General features: G+C 59.7%; 15 protein-coding genes. 3 read left to right on the forward strand and 12 right to left on the reverse strand.

The annotated features are described in order from the left end of the window. Window positions 1-26: 26 nt before the first annotated feature. Window positions 27-1,439: a glutamate--tRNA ligase gene (gene gltX / locus FBAL_RS13215; protein ID WP_013346079.1), complete on the reverse strand. Its 1,413-nt coding sequence runs from the start codon at window positions 1,437-1,439 to the stop codon at window positions 27-29. A 181-nt stretch (window positions 1,440-1,620) separates the two neighbouring features. On the opposite strand from gltX, the gene FBAL_RS13220 reads away from it, so the two are divergent. The 3 genes from FBAL_RS13220 (at window position 1,621) to FBAL_RS13230 (ending at window position 4,091) form a co-directional block, all read left to right on the forward strand. After that, window positions 1,621-1,848 carry a hypothetical protein gene (locus FBAL_RS13220; RefSeq protein WP_013346080.1) on the forward strand — a complete coding sequence of 76 codons (228 nt, stop codon included), beginning with the start codon at window positions 1,621-1,623 and terminating at the stop codon, window positions 1,846-1,848. A gap of 62 nt (window positions 1,849-1,910) precedes the next feature. Next, window positions 1,911-3,143 (forward strand): MFS transporter, encoded by a 1,233-nt coding sequence (locus tag FBAL_RS13225; RefSeq protein ID WP_013346081.1) that lies wholly within the window; start codon window positions 1,911-1,913, stop codon window positions 3,141-3,143. 72 nt (window positions 3,144-3,215) lie between these two features. After that, window positions 3,216-4,091: a LysR family transcriptional regulator gene (locus tag FBAL_RS13230; protein ID WP_013346082.1), complete on the forward strand. Its 876-nt coding sequence runs from the start codon at window positions 3,216-3,218 to the stop codon at window positions 4,089-4,091. 3 nt (window positions 4,092-4,094) lie between these two features. Here FBAL_RS13230 and gltS read toward each other — a convergent pair whose 3' ends face one another. The 11 genes from gltS to pspB form a co-directional block, all read right to left on the reverse strand. After that, on the reverse strand, window positions 4,095-5,291 hold the full coding sequence (gltS, locus tag FBAL_RS13235; RefSeq protein ID WP_013346083.1) for a sodium/glutamate symporter: 1,197 nt from the start codon (window positions 5,289-5,291) through the stop codon (window positions 4,095-4,097). 315 nt (window positions 5,292-5,606) lie between these two features. Beyond that, complete coding sequence (maiA, locus tag FBAL_RS13240; protein WP_013346084.1) at window positions 5,607-6,248, reverse strand: maleylacetoacetate isomerase; 642 nt, start codon at window positions 6,246-6,248, stop codon at window positions 5,607-5,609. Window positions 6,249-6,439: 191 nt separating this feature from the next. Next, window positions 6,440-7,516 (reverse strand): 4-hydroxyphenylpyruvate dioxygenase, encoded by a 1,077-nt coding sequence (hppD, locus tag FBAL_RS13245; protein ID WP_013346085.1) that lies wholly within the window; start codon window positions 7,514-7,516, stop codon window positions 6,440-6,442. A gap of 171 nt (window positions 7,517-7,687) precedes the next feature. Beyond that, window positions 7,688-9,232: a transcriptional regulator TyrR gene (gene tyrR, locus FBAL_RS13250; RefSeq protein WP_013346086.1), complete on the reverse strand. Its 1,545-nt coding sequence runs from the start codon at window positions 9,230-9,232 to the stop codon at window positions 7,688-7,690. 141 nt (window positions 9,233-9,373) lie between these two features. Continuing rightward, window positions 9,374-9,715 carry a 4a-hydroxytetrahydrobiopterin dehydratase gene (locus tag FBAL_RS13255; RefSeq protein WP_013346087.1) on the reverse strand — a complete coding sequence of 114 codons (342 nt, stop codon included), beginning with the start codon at window positions 9,713-9,715 and terminating at the stop codon, window positions 9,374-9,376. Between the two features lie 9 nt (window positions 9,716-9,724). Further along, a complete protein-coding gene (gene phhA, locus FBAL_RS13260; protein WP_013346088.1) occupies window positions 9,725-10,516 on the reverse strand; it encodes a phenylalanine 4-monooxygenase in 792 nt (263 codons plus the stop codon). Beyond that, entirely contained in the window at window positions 10,513-11,736 is a 1,224-nt protein-coding gene (locus tag FBAL_RS13265) for a trans-sulfuration enzyme family protein (protein ID WP_013346089.1), read from the reverse strand. The genes phhA and FBAL_RS13265 overlap by 4 nt, the downstream gene beginning before the upstream one ends. Window positions 11,737-11,875: 139 nt before the next feature. Beyond that, a complete protein-coding gene (locus tag FBAL_RS13270) occupies window positions 11,876-12,904 on the reverse strand; it encodes a TIGR01620 family protein (protein ID WP_013346090.1) in 1,029 nt (342 codons plus the stop codon). After that, a complete protein-coding gene (locus tag FBAL_RS13275; RefSeq protein WP_013346091.1) occupies window positions 12,901-14,283 on the reverse strand; it encodes a YcjX family GTP-binding protein in 1,383 nt (460 codons plus the stop codon). Before FBAL_RS13275 ends, FBAL_RS13270 begins: the two co-directional genes overlap by 4 nt. A 54-nt stretch (window positions 14,284-14,337) precedes the next feature. Then, complete coding sequence (gene pspC, locus FBAL_RS13280; RefSeq protein WP_013346092.1) at window positions 14,338-14,724, reverse strand: envelope stress response membrane protein PspC; 387 nt, start codon at window positions 14,722-14,724, stop codon at window positions 14,338-14,340. Next, window positions 14,708-14,956: an envelope stress response membrane protein PspB gene (gene pspB, locus FBAL_RS13285; protein ID WP_013346093.1), complete on the reverse strand. Its 249-nt coding sequence runs from the start codon at window positions 14,954-14,956 to the stop codon at window positions 14,708-14,710. The genes pspC and pspB overlap by 17 nt, the downstream gene beginning before the upstream one ends.

A 14,956-nucleotide genomic window follows, 5' to 3' on the forward strand; every position in this document is an offset into this window, starting at 1 on the left:
CCCCCCTAAGAGAGTCAACACGTTTTTCAGGAATTCGCTCTGCTTGCTACAAATTCCACCGCCTTGCCGATTCTATCGACGGAACGTGCTTGTCCAATCAGCAAAATCGTCTGATCCAGGCTCGGAGATTGGCCTGCACCAGTGACGGCAACACGCAGCGGCATACCCACTTTACCCATGCCCAGTTCCAGCTCGTCAGCGGTTTCCTGGATGCAGCGGTGAATCGCCTCAGCATTCCACTCAGTCAGAGCCGCCAGCTTGGCTTGAGCCAGGGCCAGCGCTTCCTGTGCAACAGGGCGCAGATGCTTCTTGGCGGCGCCCGCATCAAACTCGGCGAAGTCTTCATAGAAGTAGCGGCTGCTGGCAGCGAGCTCTTTCAGGGTCTGACAACGCTCAGCCATGACCGGGATCAGGTCAGTCAGGGCAGGACCATTGGTCATATCAATGCCCTGATCTTCGAAGTGCCACTTCAGCTCTTCTGCCACACGCTCTGCCGGCAGGGACTTCATGTAGTGCTGGTTCAGCCACAACAGTTTGTCGGTGTTAAAGGCAGAAGCGGACTTGTTGATCGCTTTGAGGCTGAACAGCTGCACCATCTCATCCAGGGAGAAGATCTCCTGATCGCCGTGAGACCAACCCAGACGCACCAGGTAGTTCAGCAGAGCTTCCTGCAGGTAACCGTCATCACGGTACTGCATCACGCTTACCGCACCGTGGCGTTTGGACAGCTTGGCACCGTCGTCACCCAGGATCATGGACACGTGGGCAAACTCCGGAACCGGCGCGCCCAGAGCGTGGTAGATGTTGATCTGACGCGGGGTGTTGTTGATGTGGTCTTCACCACGCACCACCTGAGTGATGCCCATATCCCAATCATCAACCACTACGCAGAAGTTGTAAGTCGGCGCACCATCGGTACGACGGATGATCAGATCATCGAGTTCTTTATTGTCGATCTCGATGCGGCCACGTACGTGGTCATCAAACACCACTTTACCCTCGGTGGGGTTTTTGAAGCGCACAACATAAGGCGCGTCTTCGGCGTGGTCGTGGTTACCGTCACGGCAGTGGCCGTCGTAACGGGCTTTTTCACCATTGGCCATCTGCTGCTCACGCAGCGCGTCTACGCGCTCTTTGGAGCAGTAGCACTTGTACGCTTTGCCCTCTTCCAGCAACTGGTCGATCAGCTGGTTGTAGCGGTCAAAACGCTTGGTCTGGTAGTACGGGCCCTCTTCCCAATTGAGCCCCAGCCATTCCATGCCCTCGAGGATGGCATCAATGGCTTCCTGAGTGGAACGCTCCAGATCGGTATCTTCGATGCGCAAAACAAACTGACCACCCTGGTTGCGGGCGTAGAGCCAGGAGTACAGCGCGGTGCGGGCACCGCCCACATGAAGAAAGCCAGTGGGACTGGGCGCAAATCGGGTTTTAACGGTCATGTCCTTCTCGATTCTCAACAAACATCGACGGCCGGTCGGCCAGTAAGCCCGCTAGTTTAGCAGTCAAGCGGCCACTCACCAATCACCTGGATCGCGCTTTCTTGCCACAATCGCGCTCATCAGCGCACCACCCTGCCCACGGTGTTCTACCCTTGGCAAAAGTGAGCATGAGGAATGAGCCATGTCTGACAATATTTCTCAATCCGCCCCCATCGAAAGCATTGCGGCTTATCTCAAGCAGGTTCACGGCTACGATCAGGCCAGGGCCTGGCAGGAAGCAGAAACGGTCGTGGCTGAATTCAAGAAGATGCAGCGCTTAGGCTACATCCAGGGCTGGTACTTCGACGAACAGGGACACCTGGACCTGATCCCCAGTGATGACGTTCTTCACCGGCTGGGCAATAAATGACCTTTACCTGACTGCGGCACTGGGATATAAATAAACCAATTGCTTTATTTAATGGTTTTGCCATGTCCCCTTACCGCATTCTGGCCGCCACCGCGCTGGTCACCCTGATCAGCGTCAGCGGTGTTGCCCTTCCCTACCCCATCCTGGCCCCACTGTTTCTGGACCTGGCACACCCTGTCAGTCAATTTGCCAATCTGCCGCCGAAGCTCCTGCTCGGCGCGATACTCGCTATCTACCCATTGGGCATCCTGATCGGCAGTAACCTGATTGGCGCCTGGTCCGATCGCTTCGGTCGCCGCACCATCCTGTTGTGGACCATGGTGGGTTCGGCACTGGGGTACTTTCTATCGGCTCAGGCCATCGCGCAGGGCAACTTCCTGCTGTTTGCCCTCAGTCGACTGGTGACCGGACTGTTTGAAGGGAATCTGAGCGTGGCCCGTGCCATCGCGTCGGACCTCCATCCTAAGATTGATCGCACCAAAGCGTTCAGCTGGCTGAGTGCCACCACCTATGGCGGCTACCTGATCGGCCCCTTACTGGGCGGCGTGTTGCTGCCACTGGGGGCGCCGGTCGCCTTTACCGTCGCGGGCATCGCCTGTGCCATCGCGGTGGGAGTGATTGCCGTTGCGCTGCCCAAAGACCGTCCGGCGTCGTGCGGCCAACGTGCAGAGCGCCACAGCCTGGCGCTGCTGCGCGACCCTAGGATCCGCGCCTTCTTTACCCTTTATCTGCTGCTGATGTTGTCGGTCAACGGCTTCTACGAGTTCTACCCAGTGTGGCTGCTGGAGGTGCGGCAGTTTGACAGTCTCGACATTGCCGGAGCGACCGTACTGCTGACCAGCACCATGATCGCGGTGGCGACGCTCGTCAATGTGAGGGCCAAACAGCGGCTGGGGCTGGCAAGGGCGGGCATGGTCGGGATGGCACTGTTCAGTCTGCCGCTGCTGTTGCTCCCGCTGAGCGCAGGCCATTACGTTCTCTCTTTCATCCTGATGGGCGCGGGCATTGCTCTCTATAACGCCATGTTGCCCAGCTTTCTGGCGGAACGGGGGGGCGATTATGGACAGGGGGCATTGATGGGGTTGATGGCCACCACCTTCTTCCTTGGCAACGTGATTATGGCGCTGCTGGGCTCGGCGTTGGCACTGCTGGATACCCGTTTGGTACTGACCCTATCCGGGCTGTTTGGGGCGGTTGCCATGGCCCAATTTGGCCACCTCCACTTCCGCCGAACCACCTGGCCCAGACCGGTCAGTCAGGCACCGGCAGAGAAACCCGCCGCCGGCGGTTTATAAGTCTTTGTATTTGTTTTTAATGCTGGCATATTAAAAATACGCCCACAAAAACTCCGGAAACCTCGCCCGATTATGGATCTTCGTCAGCTTCGCAACTTTGTTATGGTGGCAGAACACGCCAGTTTTACCCGTGCTGCTCGCGTACTGGGAGTGGCTCAGCCCGCCGTCAGTACCGCCATTAAGAAGCTGGAGACCGACCTGGGCCTGGTGCTGCTGCACCGCCAGGACAAACGGGTGCAGTTGACCGCCGAGGGGAAAGAGTTACTGCCCCACGCCAAAGCGATTCTGGATCGGGTGGAGCACGCCACCGCAGCAATGAACCGCCTGCGCGATCTGGACCGGGGTGAAGTGCGCATCGCCCTGCCGGGGATGATTGGCTCCTATTACTTCCCTGCCCTGCTGATGGCTTTCCACCATCGTTACCCGGAGCTGAAGCTGTCTCTGTGTGAGGCCGGCACCCGGGAGATCCAGGGCATGCTGGAGCGGGACGAGGTGGACATCGGCATCATCATCGAGCCGACCGCGGATCAGGGCCTGGAGACGGTGCCCCTGACCCGCCAGGAGATGATTGTGGCGGTGGGACTGGACCACCCGCTGGCCAGCGAAGAGAAGATCGACATCGAAACCTTCTTCCAGCACGAGCTGGTGATGTTCAAACACGGCTACTACCACCGTGAGTTGATCAACAACCTGGCCAAGAATCTCGATGTGACCCCGGACATTGCGTTTGAGACCAACCTGATTGAGCTTATCCGCAGCATCGTCCGACAGGGCTTCGCCATCACTACCGTGCTGAAGATGGTGGTGGACCAGGACCCGGATATCCGTGCCATTCCGTTTAAGGACCCGCTGTACATGGACCTGCACGTTGGCTGGAAGAGCGGCCGGGCCCTGACTCAGGCTGACCGCACCTTCCTCGACTTCCTGCTGGAGCAGAACGGCCGCTGAGGATTATGGCTGCAGGCTGTTGACGGTCAGCTGCAGTACCAGCGCATTAGCCAGGTCAACAAAGAAGGCGTTGGCCAGCGGCAAAATCATAAACGCCAGGGGCGCGGCACCGTAGCGCCCCACCAGGGCGTTCATGTTGGCCATCGCATTGGGCAGCGCGCCCAGACCCATCCCCATATACCCGGCACACAACACCGCACTGTCGTAGCTGCGCCCCAGCATAGGGAACAGGGCAAAGCGGACCATCAGCGTCATCGCCATCACCTGCGCCGCCACCGCCAGTATCATCGGCAGCGCCAGATCGATCAGGGTCCACAGCTGCATCCCCATCAGCGACATCGACAGAAACAGGCCGAGGCTGACTTCTGACAGCAGCGGCAGCGCCTGCCCTTCTGACGGCGACTCCAGCCGGGGCAGCAGTCGCGGCAGCGTGTTGGTCATCAACATGCCCACCAGCATGCAGGCCAGAAACTCGGGGATGTTCACCCCTTGCGTTTCAGCCCAGTCCGACAACAGACCGCCCAGAATCATGCCCGCGCTGACGTACATCAGCACCACAAACATCTCCTGACTGCTGACCCGCCGACGGGGCTTTTCGCTCGTCGGGTGCGTGTCCAATACCGGCTCAGCGGACTTCAGGCCATGGCGTTCAATCAGGCGTTGGGCCATAGGCCCGCCCACGATGCCGCCCATGATCAGCCCAAGAGTCGCGCTGCCGATGCCAATCTCCAATGCGTTGTCGATGCCGAAGCGTTGCTCGAACACCGATGCCCAGGCCACGGAGGTGCCGTGCCCGCCAAACAGGGATACTGACCCCAGCAACAACCCTTCCGCCGGTTCCAGCCCGGTGACGTGGGCCATGCTCAGCCCCACCAGATTCTGCAGAATCACGCCGCCGACGCAAAACAGCATCAGCACCATCAAAGGACGACCACCTCGGGTCAGCGCATCCAGTCGCGCCGACAGGCCAATGGTGGTAAAGAACGCCAGCAACAGGGCATCGCGCAGTGACATATCAAACTGCAGCTCCAGGCCCCAGAGCTCATAGGCCAGCAACGCCATCAGGGAAGCGAACAAGCCACCACTCACCGGTTGCGGAATGTTGTAGCGTCGAAGCACGCCAAAGAGGTGGGTCAGTCCCCGTCCGATCAGCAGCACCAGGATGGCCGCCAAGACCGTTTCTTTCAGGGAAAGCACCATAAAACACACCTTATTGGGACATTGATTGGTTCAAATGTCTGACCAATCGAAAAAACAAGGTTCGCGATGCTACTGGTTTCCACCCTGAAAAACCAAGCAACATAATCGCTTGCGGTTGCAAAAGAACGACATGAAACCGAAGGGATCGCGTTCTCCTTTGCCACGATTCAGGCTCTATCTCATTGATATAGCGTCACTTGTTTTCGATGTCAGTGCTGACTGGGACGAGTAAGCAAGTATAGGCAGGGAAGGGTCTGGATGCGGAAAAAATGAACGGAGCCAGTAAGCTTGGCTCCGTTTCGGTCAAAAAGTGGCTTACAGCGCGTCCGGCTGCTGCTCGGGGGCCGCCAGACTGAAGGATTCCAGTGCGCGACAGCGGGCGGTGATGGCGCGGATCAAAGGGTAATCGTCCAACGCCACTTTGAACCGCTCTGCGTTATACACCTGGGGCACCAGGCAGACATCGGCAATGCTGACCTCATCGCCAACACAGAACTCACCGGAGGTTTGCTCCAACTGCAGTTCCAGCCCCTCAAACGCGGTTTTGATCCAGTGGTGATACCAGGCCGTCTTCTGCGCTTCGCTGGCCTTCAGTTCGCTGCCCAGATACTTCAGCACCCGAAGGTTGTTGAGCGGGTGGCAGTCCGAAGCGATGTTCTGAGCCAGCGCCCGTGCTTTGGCCCGGGCTACCGGCCCCTCCGGCAACAACGCCGGCATGGGGTAGGCCTCATCCAGGTACTCGATGATGGCCAATGACTGGTTGAGGATCAGGTCGCCGTCCACCAGAGTCGGCACCAGATGATTCGGGTTAAGCACCCCGTAGGCCGGCAGATGCTGCTCCCCACCGTCGCGAACCAGGTGAACAGAACGGTTATCAAAGGCCAGCCCCTTGTGGTGGCAGGCGATGCGAACCCGGTAAGCAGCGCTGGAGCGCCAGTAGCCATAAAGTGTGAGCATGCACGTTCCCTGTTATCTGCGGTAAATTGACCGCCTTGTCACTAAGCTAGCACCATTTTTCCGAAGCGGTGAATGGCCTGAGCTGACCCGCCAAAGCGCCCTGCTCTGCCTCAGAGCGTGACAGCAAAAGGGACGGCGGCCCAGGGGGCCGCCGCCAGCTTATTTCTCTAACTACCCAAGCCTGTGGGCGATCAAATCACGCCGCGGCGAATTTGATCTTCTTCGATGGATTCGAACAGGGCTTTAAAGTTGCCCTCACCGAAGCCTTCGTTGCCTTTGCGCTGGATGATTTCAAAGAACACCGGACCAATCACGGTCTGAGTGAAGATCTGCAGCAGAATGCCATCTTTCATCGGCGCGCCATCCACCAGGATCTCCAGCTCGCGCATGGCGGCCAGGTCTTCCCCGTGGCCCGGTACGCGGCTGTCGACCTTATCGTAGTAGGTGCCCGGAGTCGGCATAAAGTCCATGCCACCCTCACGTAGGGCACGCACAGAACCGTAGATGTCATCGGTGGTCAGGGCGATGTGCTGGATACCTTCGCCGTTGTACTCACGCAGGTACTCCTCGATCTGACTCTTGTCATCAGAGGATTCGTTGATGGGGATGCGGATTTTGCCGCAAGGGCCGGTCATGGCGCGACTGACCAGACCGGTCAGTTTACCTTCAATGTCGAAGTAGCGGATCTCGCGGAAGTTGCCGATGCGCTCGTAGAAACCGGCCCACTTGTCCATATTGCCCTGGAACACGTTGTGGGTGAGGTGGTCAATCTCGTACAGGCCCTTGTCGGCGGCTTTCAGACGGGCGTCGGCATCGTCGTAGAAATTGAAGTCCACATCGTAGATGCTGCGGTCGCCGTAGCGGTCCACAAAATACAGGGTGGAGTCACCGATGCCGTGCACTGCCGGGATGTAGAGCTCCATCGGGCCGATGTTGCCTTCAAATTCGGTGGCGCCATTCTCCAGCGCGTTCTTCAGCGCCGCGGCGGCGTCCTTAACCCGCCAGGCCATGCCGCAAACTGAGGGGCCGTGCAGACGGGCGAACTCAGCGGCCTGAGAGTGCGGCTGAGCATTGATGATGAAGTTGATGTCGCCCTGACGGAACAACCAGGCTTCCTTAGAACGATGCTTGGCAATCTCGGCAAAGCCGAGCAGGCTGAACAGTTGCTTGAGCGCGGCAATCCCCGCTTCGTCCGGTGCGGTGTATTCGACAAACTCGAATCCGTCAGTGCCGAGCGGATTCCAGTCCGGCTGAGCTGTATGGGCCATGGTCACTTCTCCCTGGTTCATTTGTTGTTATCGGGTATCAGAAGACCTGTTTAAACAATGCCGCAGAAAGAATAAATAGCGTGCGCCGGATCACACTTCCCTGAACGCACAAAGGGGATGTCACCCATGCTTTACAATGGATGACATCCCCTTTTATTTCATGAAGTTATATTACTTTCGAGTTTTTCCGATGCCGTGCTCACGCAACTTGTTGGCGATGGCGGTGTGAGACACCCCCAGCTTGCGGGCCAACTGCCGGGTGGACGGATAAGCCGGATACAGACGACGCAACAGACTGGCTTCAAACTGCTTCACCGCTTCATCCAGCGTGCCTTCAAACTCCTGGTCAAAATAGCCGAAGCCTTCGGTCCAGGAGGGCAAACGCAGCTGTTCCGGGGTGAGATCGCCCCGCTCGTCCGCCATCGATACCGCCCGGAAAATGGCATTTTTCAGCTGACGGACATTGCCAGGCCAGGCGTAGTTCTTCATAAACTCGCGGCACTCGGCTGAGAGCTGTCGCAACGGACTCGCCAACTGCTGGCTGTAGTGCTCCAGAAACAGCTCCGCCAGCGGCACGATGTCCGCCTTGCGTTCACGCAGCGGTGGCAGGTGCAGGTTGAGCACGTTGATGCGGTAGTAGAGGTCTTCACGGAAATCGCCACGCTGGCACAGTTCAGACAGATCCCGCTGACTGGCGCAGATCACCCGCAGATCCACGCGGATCTCAGTGTCGTCACCCACCCGCCGGAAACAGCCGTCCTGGATCAGGCGCAACAACTTGACCTGAAGTTGCGGACTCATGTCCGCCACTTCGTCGAGGAATACGGTGCCGCCGTCCGCCTGCTCAATCACGCCGCGCTTCACCACCTCGCCGGGAGATTTGCACAGACCGAACAGTTCGCTCTCCGCCACGCTGTCAGGCAGTGAAGCGCAGTTGATCACCACAAAACTCTTGTCCTGGCGCAGGCTGGCTTCATGGCAGGCGCGAGCCAGCAGCTCTTTGCCGGTGCCGGTTTCGCCGGTCACCAGCAACGGCGCTTCCAGTTGCGCCATGCGGCGCGCTTCCGCTAGCAGGGCGCGCATCTTGTCGCTCTCCGCCAGCAGGGTGTCGAAACCGCTGATCTGGTCACGCAGCGCATTAAACTGTTTACCGACCCGGGCCGGTGATTTCAGCAGCACCATGGCACCGGCCAGAATGCTGGTACCCTCTTCATCGGGCAGGTCAATGGGAAGGATTTCCGCCAGGTACTGGTTGCCCTGAACGGACACGCGGGTTGCCTGGGGTAACACCTCGTCCAGCCCCAGCCAGCGCAGGAATGAGAAGCCCTGGATCCAGTTGCTGACCGGCTCCTCCATCACCTGCTCACGGGGCAGGCCCAGCAGCGACAGGATGGAGTCATTGGCCATGCTGATGCGGCCTTTGAGGTCGATGGCAAAGATGGGGTCAGGCAGGGTCCGCAGCAACGCCTCCATGGCGTAGTGCTCCCGCTCAGACGGCATAAAGGGAACGGTCTTAACGTCGGTCACGCCGGGGATCTTGCGGATCATCGGCATCAGGATCTGCAACTCCTCGAAACTGGGGGCGGGGATCTGCAAAAACACGTACCCGGCGCTGCCCGCATCGATGGCGTTGATATTGATATTTTGCTTTTCCAGCACTTCGAGGATTTCACGAGCGAGCCCGATACGATCCTCACAGCTGACTTGTAATCGCATTACTTGCCCTTCCTGTTGTTATAGTTCCGTTATCTTGGTCGGGATGGGCTGATCATACTGTAAAATGGCCGCCCTGCCACGGCATTTGTAAGGTAAAAGAAAGCCCGCCAGAGTGGCGGGCTTATGGGCGACAGGGCCGATTCAGTCGTTTTGCAGGGCGTCGGTTTTGGCCGCCATAATGAAGTCGTTTTTATGCAGGCCACCGATGGCGTGGGTCCACCAGGTTACGGTGACTTTGCCCCACTCCAGCAGGATGCCGGGGTGGTGAAACTCCGCTTCCGCCAGCTCTGCCACCTGGTTGGCAAAGGCCCAGGCCTGTTTGAAGTTTTTGAACTTGTAGACCCGCTCCAGCTGCAGCACACCATCACGAACCGGGGCAGACCAGTCCGGCAGTTGCTTCATCAGGCTGGCCAGCTCGTCATCGCTCACCTTCGGGGCACCGGCCTGGCAGGCTTCACAGGTTTGTTGGCTCAATTCAGTCATGGCTATTCCTTAGCTTGCTTGTGATTTTGGGGGAAATTTCGGCTCGAACAGACCCAACGCCATCGCCTCGTGAACCAGTGCCATCAGGTCCAGTTCCGACAGCGCGAACAGATCATCAATGTTGTTCAGCACATAATAGATGGGTTGCATGATGTCGATGCGATATGGGGTGCGCATGGCGTCCAGCACCGCCATTGGCTGATGCTCAGGCTCGCCGGACAACGCATAAAGGGTTTCACCCGGACTGGAAAGGATGCCGCCGCCATAGATGCGCTTGCCCTTCGCTGTGTTCACCAGACCAAACTCCACGGTAAACCAGTACAGCCTGGCCAGGTAGACCCGCTCTTTAGGGCTGGCCGCCAGCCCCAGCTTGCCGTAGGTGTGGGTGAAGTGGGCAAACGCGGGGTTGGTCAGCAGCGGACAGTGGCCGAAAATCTCGTGAAAGATGTCCGGTTCCTGCAGGTAATCAAACTCCTCGCGAGTGCGGATAAAGGTGGCCACCGGAAACTGCTTGCTGGCCAGCAGTTCGAAGAAACGCTCAAAGGAGATCAGCGCCGGCACCTGGGCGGTGCGCCAGCCGGTGGCCGCTTCCAGTACCGCATCCACCTCCGCCAGCTGCGGAATGCGGTTGCGCGGGAGGTCCAGCGCCGCTAAACCCGCCATAAACTCATCGCAGGCCTTGCCCTGAATGCACGCCAACTGGCGCTCTACCAGCTCGGCCCAGATGCGATGCTCCTCATCGCTGTAGTGGATAAAACCCTGCTCATCCGGTTGGCGAGCCTGGTATTGGGTCCCTTTCATTGCTGCTCCTCCCCGGCCAAAGGCGCCGTTTCACCGGCCTCTGCACAGGCTGCCAGTGCCTGCTTCAGATCCGCCAGGATATCCTCAATATGCTCCAGTCCCACTGCCAACCGTACCATGCTGTCGCTGATGCCCGCAGCCGCCCGGTCTTCGGGAGTGTAGGGGCTGTGGGTCATGGAGGCGGGATGCTGCACCAGCGATTCCGCATCCCCCAAACTGACCGCGATGCTGAACAGCCGGAGTTGGTTAACAAAGCGCACTGCGGTGTCAAAGCCGCCGTGCAGTTCCAGGGCCAGTACGCCGCCCGCGGCGCGCATCTGCCGCCCCAGCAGGCGGTGGCCGGGATGGCTGGGTAACCCAGGATAGTGAACCCGCGCCACCTGAGGCTGTGCCTCAAGGAAGTGCGCCACTGCCATGGCGTTATCGCTGTGACGCTCCATCCTCAGCGCCAGCGTCTTCAGCCCGCGCAGAATCAGCCAGGCATCGTGGGGTGACAACACGGCGCCAAAATCTTTGCGGATGGCCATCCGCACCGGTGCCATCTGTTCGGCAGACCCACACACCACACCGGCGATCACGTCACCGTGGCCATTGAGGTACTTGGTGGCACTGTGCAGGACAATATCGACGCCATGGCGAAGCGGTTGTTGCAGCAGCGGCGTCATAAAGGTGTTGTCGACAATGGTCACCAACCCTTTGCGCCGGGCCAGCGTCACAATGGCGTCCAGGTCATAGACCGCCAGATGGGGATTCACCGGGGTCTCCAGATACAACACTTTGGTGTTGGGCCGAATCGCCGCTTCCAACGCATCGAGATCAGCAAAGTCCACTGAGTCACTTTCAACGCCAAATCGCGGCAGTTGCTCAGTGATAAAGGCGTGGGTACAGCCATACAACCCGATGGCCGCAACCAGGTGGTCACCGGCGGACAACTGGCTTAACAGGGCACCGGAAACGGCGCCCATGCCACTGCCAAATGCCACCGCATCTTCGGCGCCTTCGAGCAGGGCCATGCGGCGCTCAAACTCATCAGTGGTCGGGTTGCCCAGACGGGTGTAGATGGGGCCGGACTCCTCGCCGGCAAAACGGGCGCCGCCACGCTCGCAATCAGGAAATACGAAGGTGGCGGATTGATAAAGTGGTGTGGCCAGACTCCCGGGTTCGGCCCGGTGGTGACCGCCATGGATCACGCAGGTGCCTTGGTGCTTAAACGCAGCCATGTTGCTAACTCCCCTTGATGCTTGGTCCGTCGTTGTTTGTTGTTAAAGGGACGGATCCTGTTGGTCTACCTTATACGCAGACCGGGAGAAGCCAGCGGCGTGATGGCGATCACATTTCGCTCACCCTGTAAATTATCGGTTACATCTTAACCTTGTCGCCGCGGCTGGCCTTCTCCCGCACCGAAGCCAGTGCATCGCTGGAGAGTTTGGTCAGCTCCTTAAGCAGTCGCGACTGCACGTGCACCAGAGAGGGCCGCTGCCGGGCCTGATAGGGCAACGGACGACATTGTGCGGTGGCGGCATAGCCCAGCCGCGCCGTCAGCAAACCGGCCCCCAGCCCCTGTGCCACCCGGGCCGACAACTTGCCGGTGAGCTCCGCTGACAACATCTGGGTGCCGAGGTCCACCGCCAGTTCACTGCCACCGGCATAGAGCAGGTTCTGCAGGATCATCCGCACCAGGCGGACGCGCCCCCAATAACCGGGCTCAATGCCGTAGATCCGTGCCACTTCATCCAGCATCGCCTGATTGCGCCACAGCATCAGCGCCATATCCAGCGCGGCCATCGGGCTGGCTGCCAGCAACAGGCTGGCTTGCGCGGAGTAGCGGTAGATGCAGGCCTGAGCCTGCTCGTCCTGAGCCGACAGTACCGTCATCTCGTACAGACGCAGCTGCTCCGCATCGCTGTGATGGGCCTGGCGCTGCTGTTCAAACTGCTGCCACTGGGGCGCAAAACTGGCAGGCAAACGGCGGTGCAGTTCTGCCAGCACCTGCGGGGCTTCCCCCTGCTGCTGACTGTCGGCCAGGCGCTCTCCGGTATGGCGCAACGCCTCAGCCTGTTTCAGCTGAGCCAGACGACGCCACTCCCGCCACAATCCCCGAAGCAGCCAGCCACCAGCCACCGCAAAGGTGGTGGCGTACAAGCCAAACAGCAACGGGCTGCGCTGCCAGCTGTCCCACAGCGTAATTCCCCCCTCCACCAGCAACAGGGTGGCCAGCAGGCCCAGCGCCAGGCTGCCCCAGCGTCGTGCCCGAGGGCGCGGCATAGGTTCTGGCGGCGGCGTCATCGCCTGCCAGGCCGATTCATCCCACTCCTGAGCCGGTTTCAGCTCCGGACTGAGGGGGGTGTTCTCAGCTTCAAACTCTTTGGCGGGTTTAATGGCACTCATCGCAGTTTGTCTCCAAGCAGCCACTGCAGCAGATGGTCCATCCGCATATGGGGCAGCGGCAGCGTGCCCTTGGGCGGCGCCAAGGGCACAAAATCAAAACCCTGTCCCTGCCAGAACTCAGCCGGAGGCAGGGCGCCGGGCACTTCACCGGGGAAACGCATCAACGGCTGACCATCCAATCGATGCCCCCGAATCACCGGGATCGGGCCGCGCCCATCGTCCACCTGGCCCTGCTCACTGGCGCGCACCGCGCTGAGCACCATGGTTTCCACCTCACCGCCGGCAAAGCGGATCTGCCGTTGGGCGTCTCCCATCAGGCTTTGGGTCAACTTCAGCAGATTGGGATGCTGGTCGACGCTGACATGGTCGGCCTTGGTGGCCGCGAACAGCAACTTGTCGATCTGCGGTTTGAACAAGCGCCGAAGCAGCGAGCCAGGGCCATAGCGGAAACTGTCCAACACCCCTTTCAGGGCCATGCCCATCTGCTCAACCGGGGCCCGCCCCTGGTTCAGCGGGGTAAGGCAATCCACCAGCACCACCTGGCGATCAAAGCGGGCAAAGTGGTGGCGGTAGAACGGTTTCACCACCTGTTCACAGTAGGCGTCGAACCGTTCGGTCATCAGCGCCCGCAGCGCTTCGTTATCACACTCCGGCGGCAGCGGGAAAAACGCCAGCACCGGGGTGCCCGCCAACTCGCCGGGCAGCAGTGCACGTCCCGGCTGCAACAGGGTGGCCCCTTGTTGTCTCAGCTGCCCGAGCAGCTGGCCATAATGTTCGGCGCAGCGGGCCACGTCGGCGTCATCGCTGCTGCTCAAGCCTCGAACCTTCTCGCACCAGGCTTCACTGCTTTGCCGCCAGGTGGGGTGAGTCAGGCGCGCCCACGCCTGCTCGCTCCACTGGTCGTAATCCTGTGCCAGCATCGGCAGGTCCAGCAGCCACTCGCCGGGATAGTCCACCAGGTCGAGGTAGAGGGTGACACTCTCCTTAAACTGGCGGCGCAAGCCCCGACCGGGGCGATAGCGCAGCGCCAGGCGAATTTCGCTGATGCCACGGGTTGAAGGGGGCCAGCTTGGCGACTCTGCCAGCAGGCAGCTCATGGCGGCATCGTAATCAAAGGGGGCCAGGGTCAAATCCGGCTGGCGCGCCCGCTGGGCACCCAGCCAGCGGCCCTGTGCCAGCACCTCCCACATCGGCAGGTGATCGCGCTCGGCATTGAGCAACTGATGGACAAGCGCCGTGATGAACGCGGTTTTACCGGCCCCACTGAGGCCGGTAATGCCGACCCGAAGGTGCTGGTCCAGACCGCGATGGGCCCACTCTTCCAGTTGCTGGCCAAGGGCTTTAAGGCGGGGTTTTACGGTAACGGAGGCTCGGGACACTGAGTGACTCGCTATAACGGCAACGGGCGTCCGCTGGGGACGCCCGTGGAGGGCTTACTTGAGGTTATCAATTTCGCGTTTAAGGCTGTAGGAGTCTGACGTGACGTGCTGCTCCAGGGCCCGCAACCGCAATTCGAGAGAGCGGAACCGGGTACTGATCTCCCGGATTGCCTGGCGGGGTGAATCTCCCGCCTGCCACACCTTGGTCTTTAACTCAGCGTGGCGGCCATGCGCGGGTGGCTTCTTGTCCAACAGTACCCAAGCCACGATGTAAAGCAACAGGGCGAAACTGAAGACACCGGTCAGGATGATGGCGGAGAGCACCACGATGCGAACCAGCCATACCTCCAGATTAAAGTACTCGGCCAGACCGGCGCAGACGCCAGCAACCTTGCCCTGCTCCGGAATACGATACAGCTCTTTTTTACCGTTCGTGCTCATGCTTACTCCTCCATTCCGGCGATTCCGCATCTAGAATCCGCTCCAGAGTCTCGATACGATCCGCCATTTTATCGGCCCGTTGCAGCAGGCCATTCAGTTGCTGATACTCCTCTTCGGTCAGGCCCTGGCTGATCTGGCGCTTACTGCGGTAATGCAAGATCAGCCAGATTGGCGCTACCAGGAACATGAAGATAATCAGCGGCGCTACCAACAGTCCAATCAGTTCTTCCAT

This window comes from Ferrimonas balearica DSM 9799 (assembly GCF_000148645.1).
In the GTDB taxonomy this organism is placed as follows: domain Bacteria; phylum Pseudomonadota; class Gammaproteobacteria; order Enterobacterales; family Shewanellaceae; genus Ferrimonas; species Ferrimonas balearica.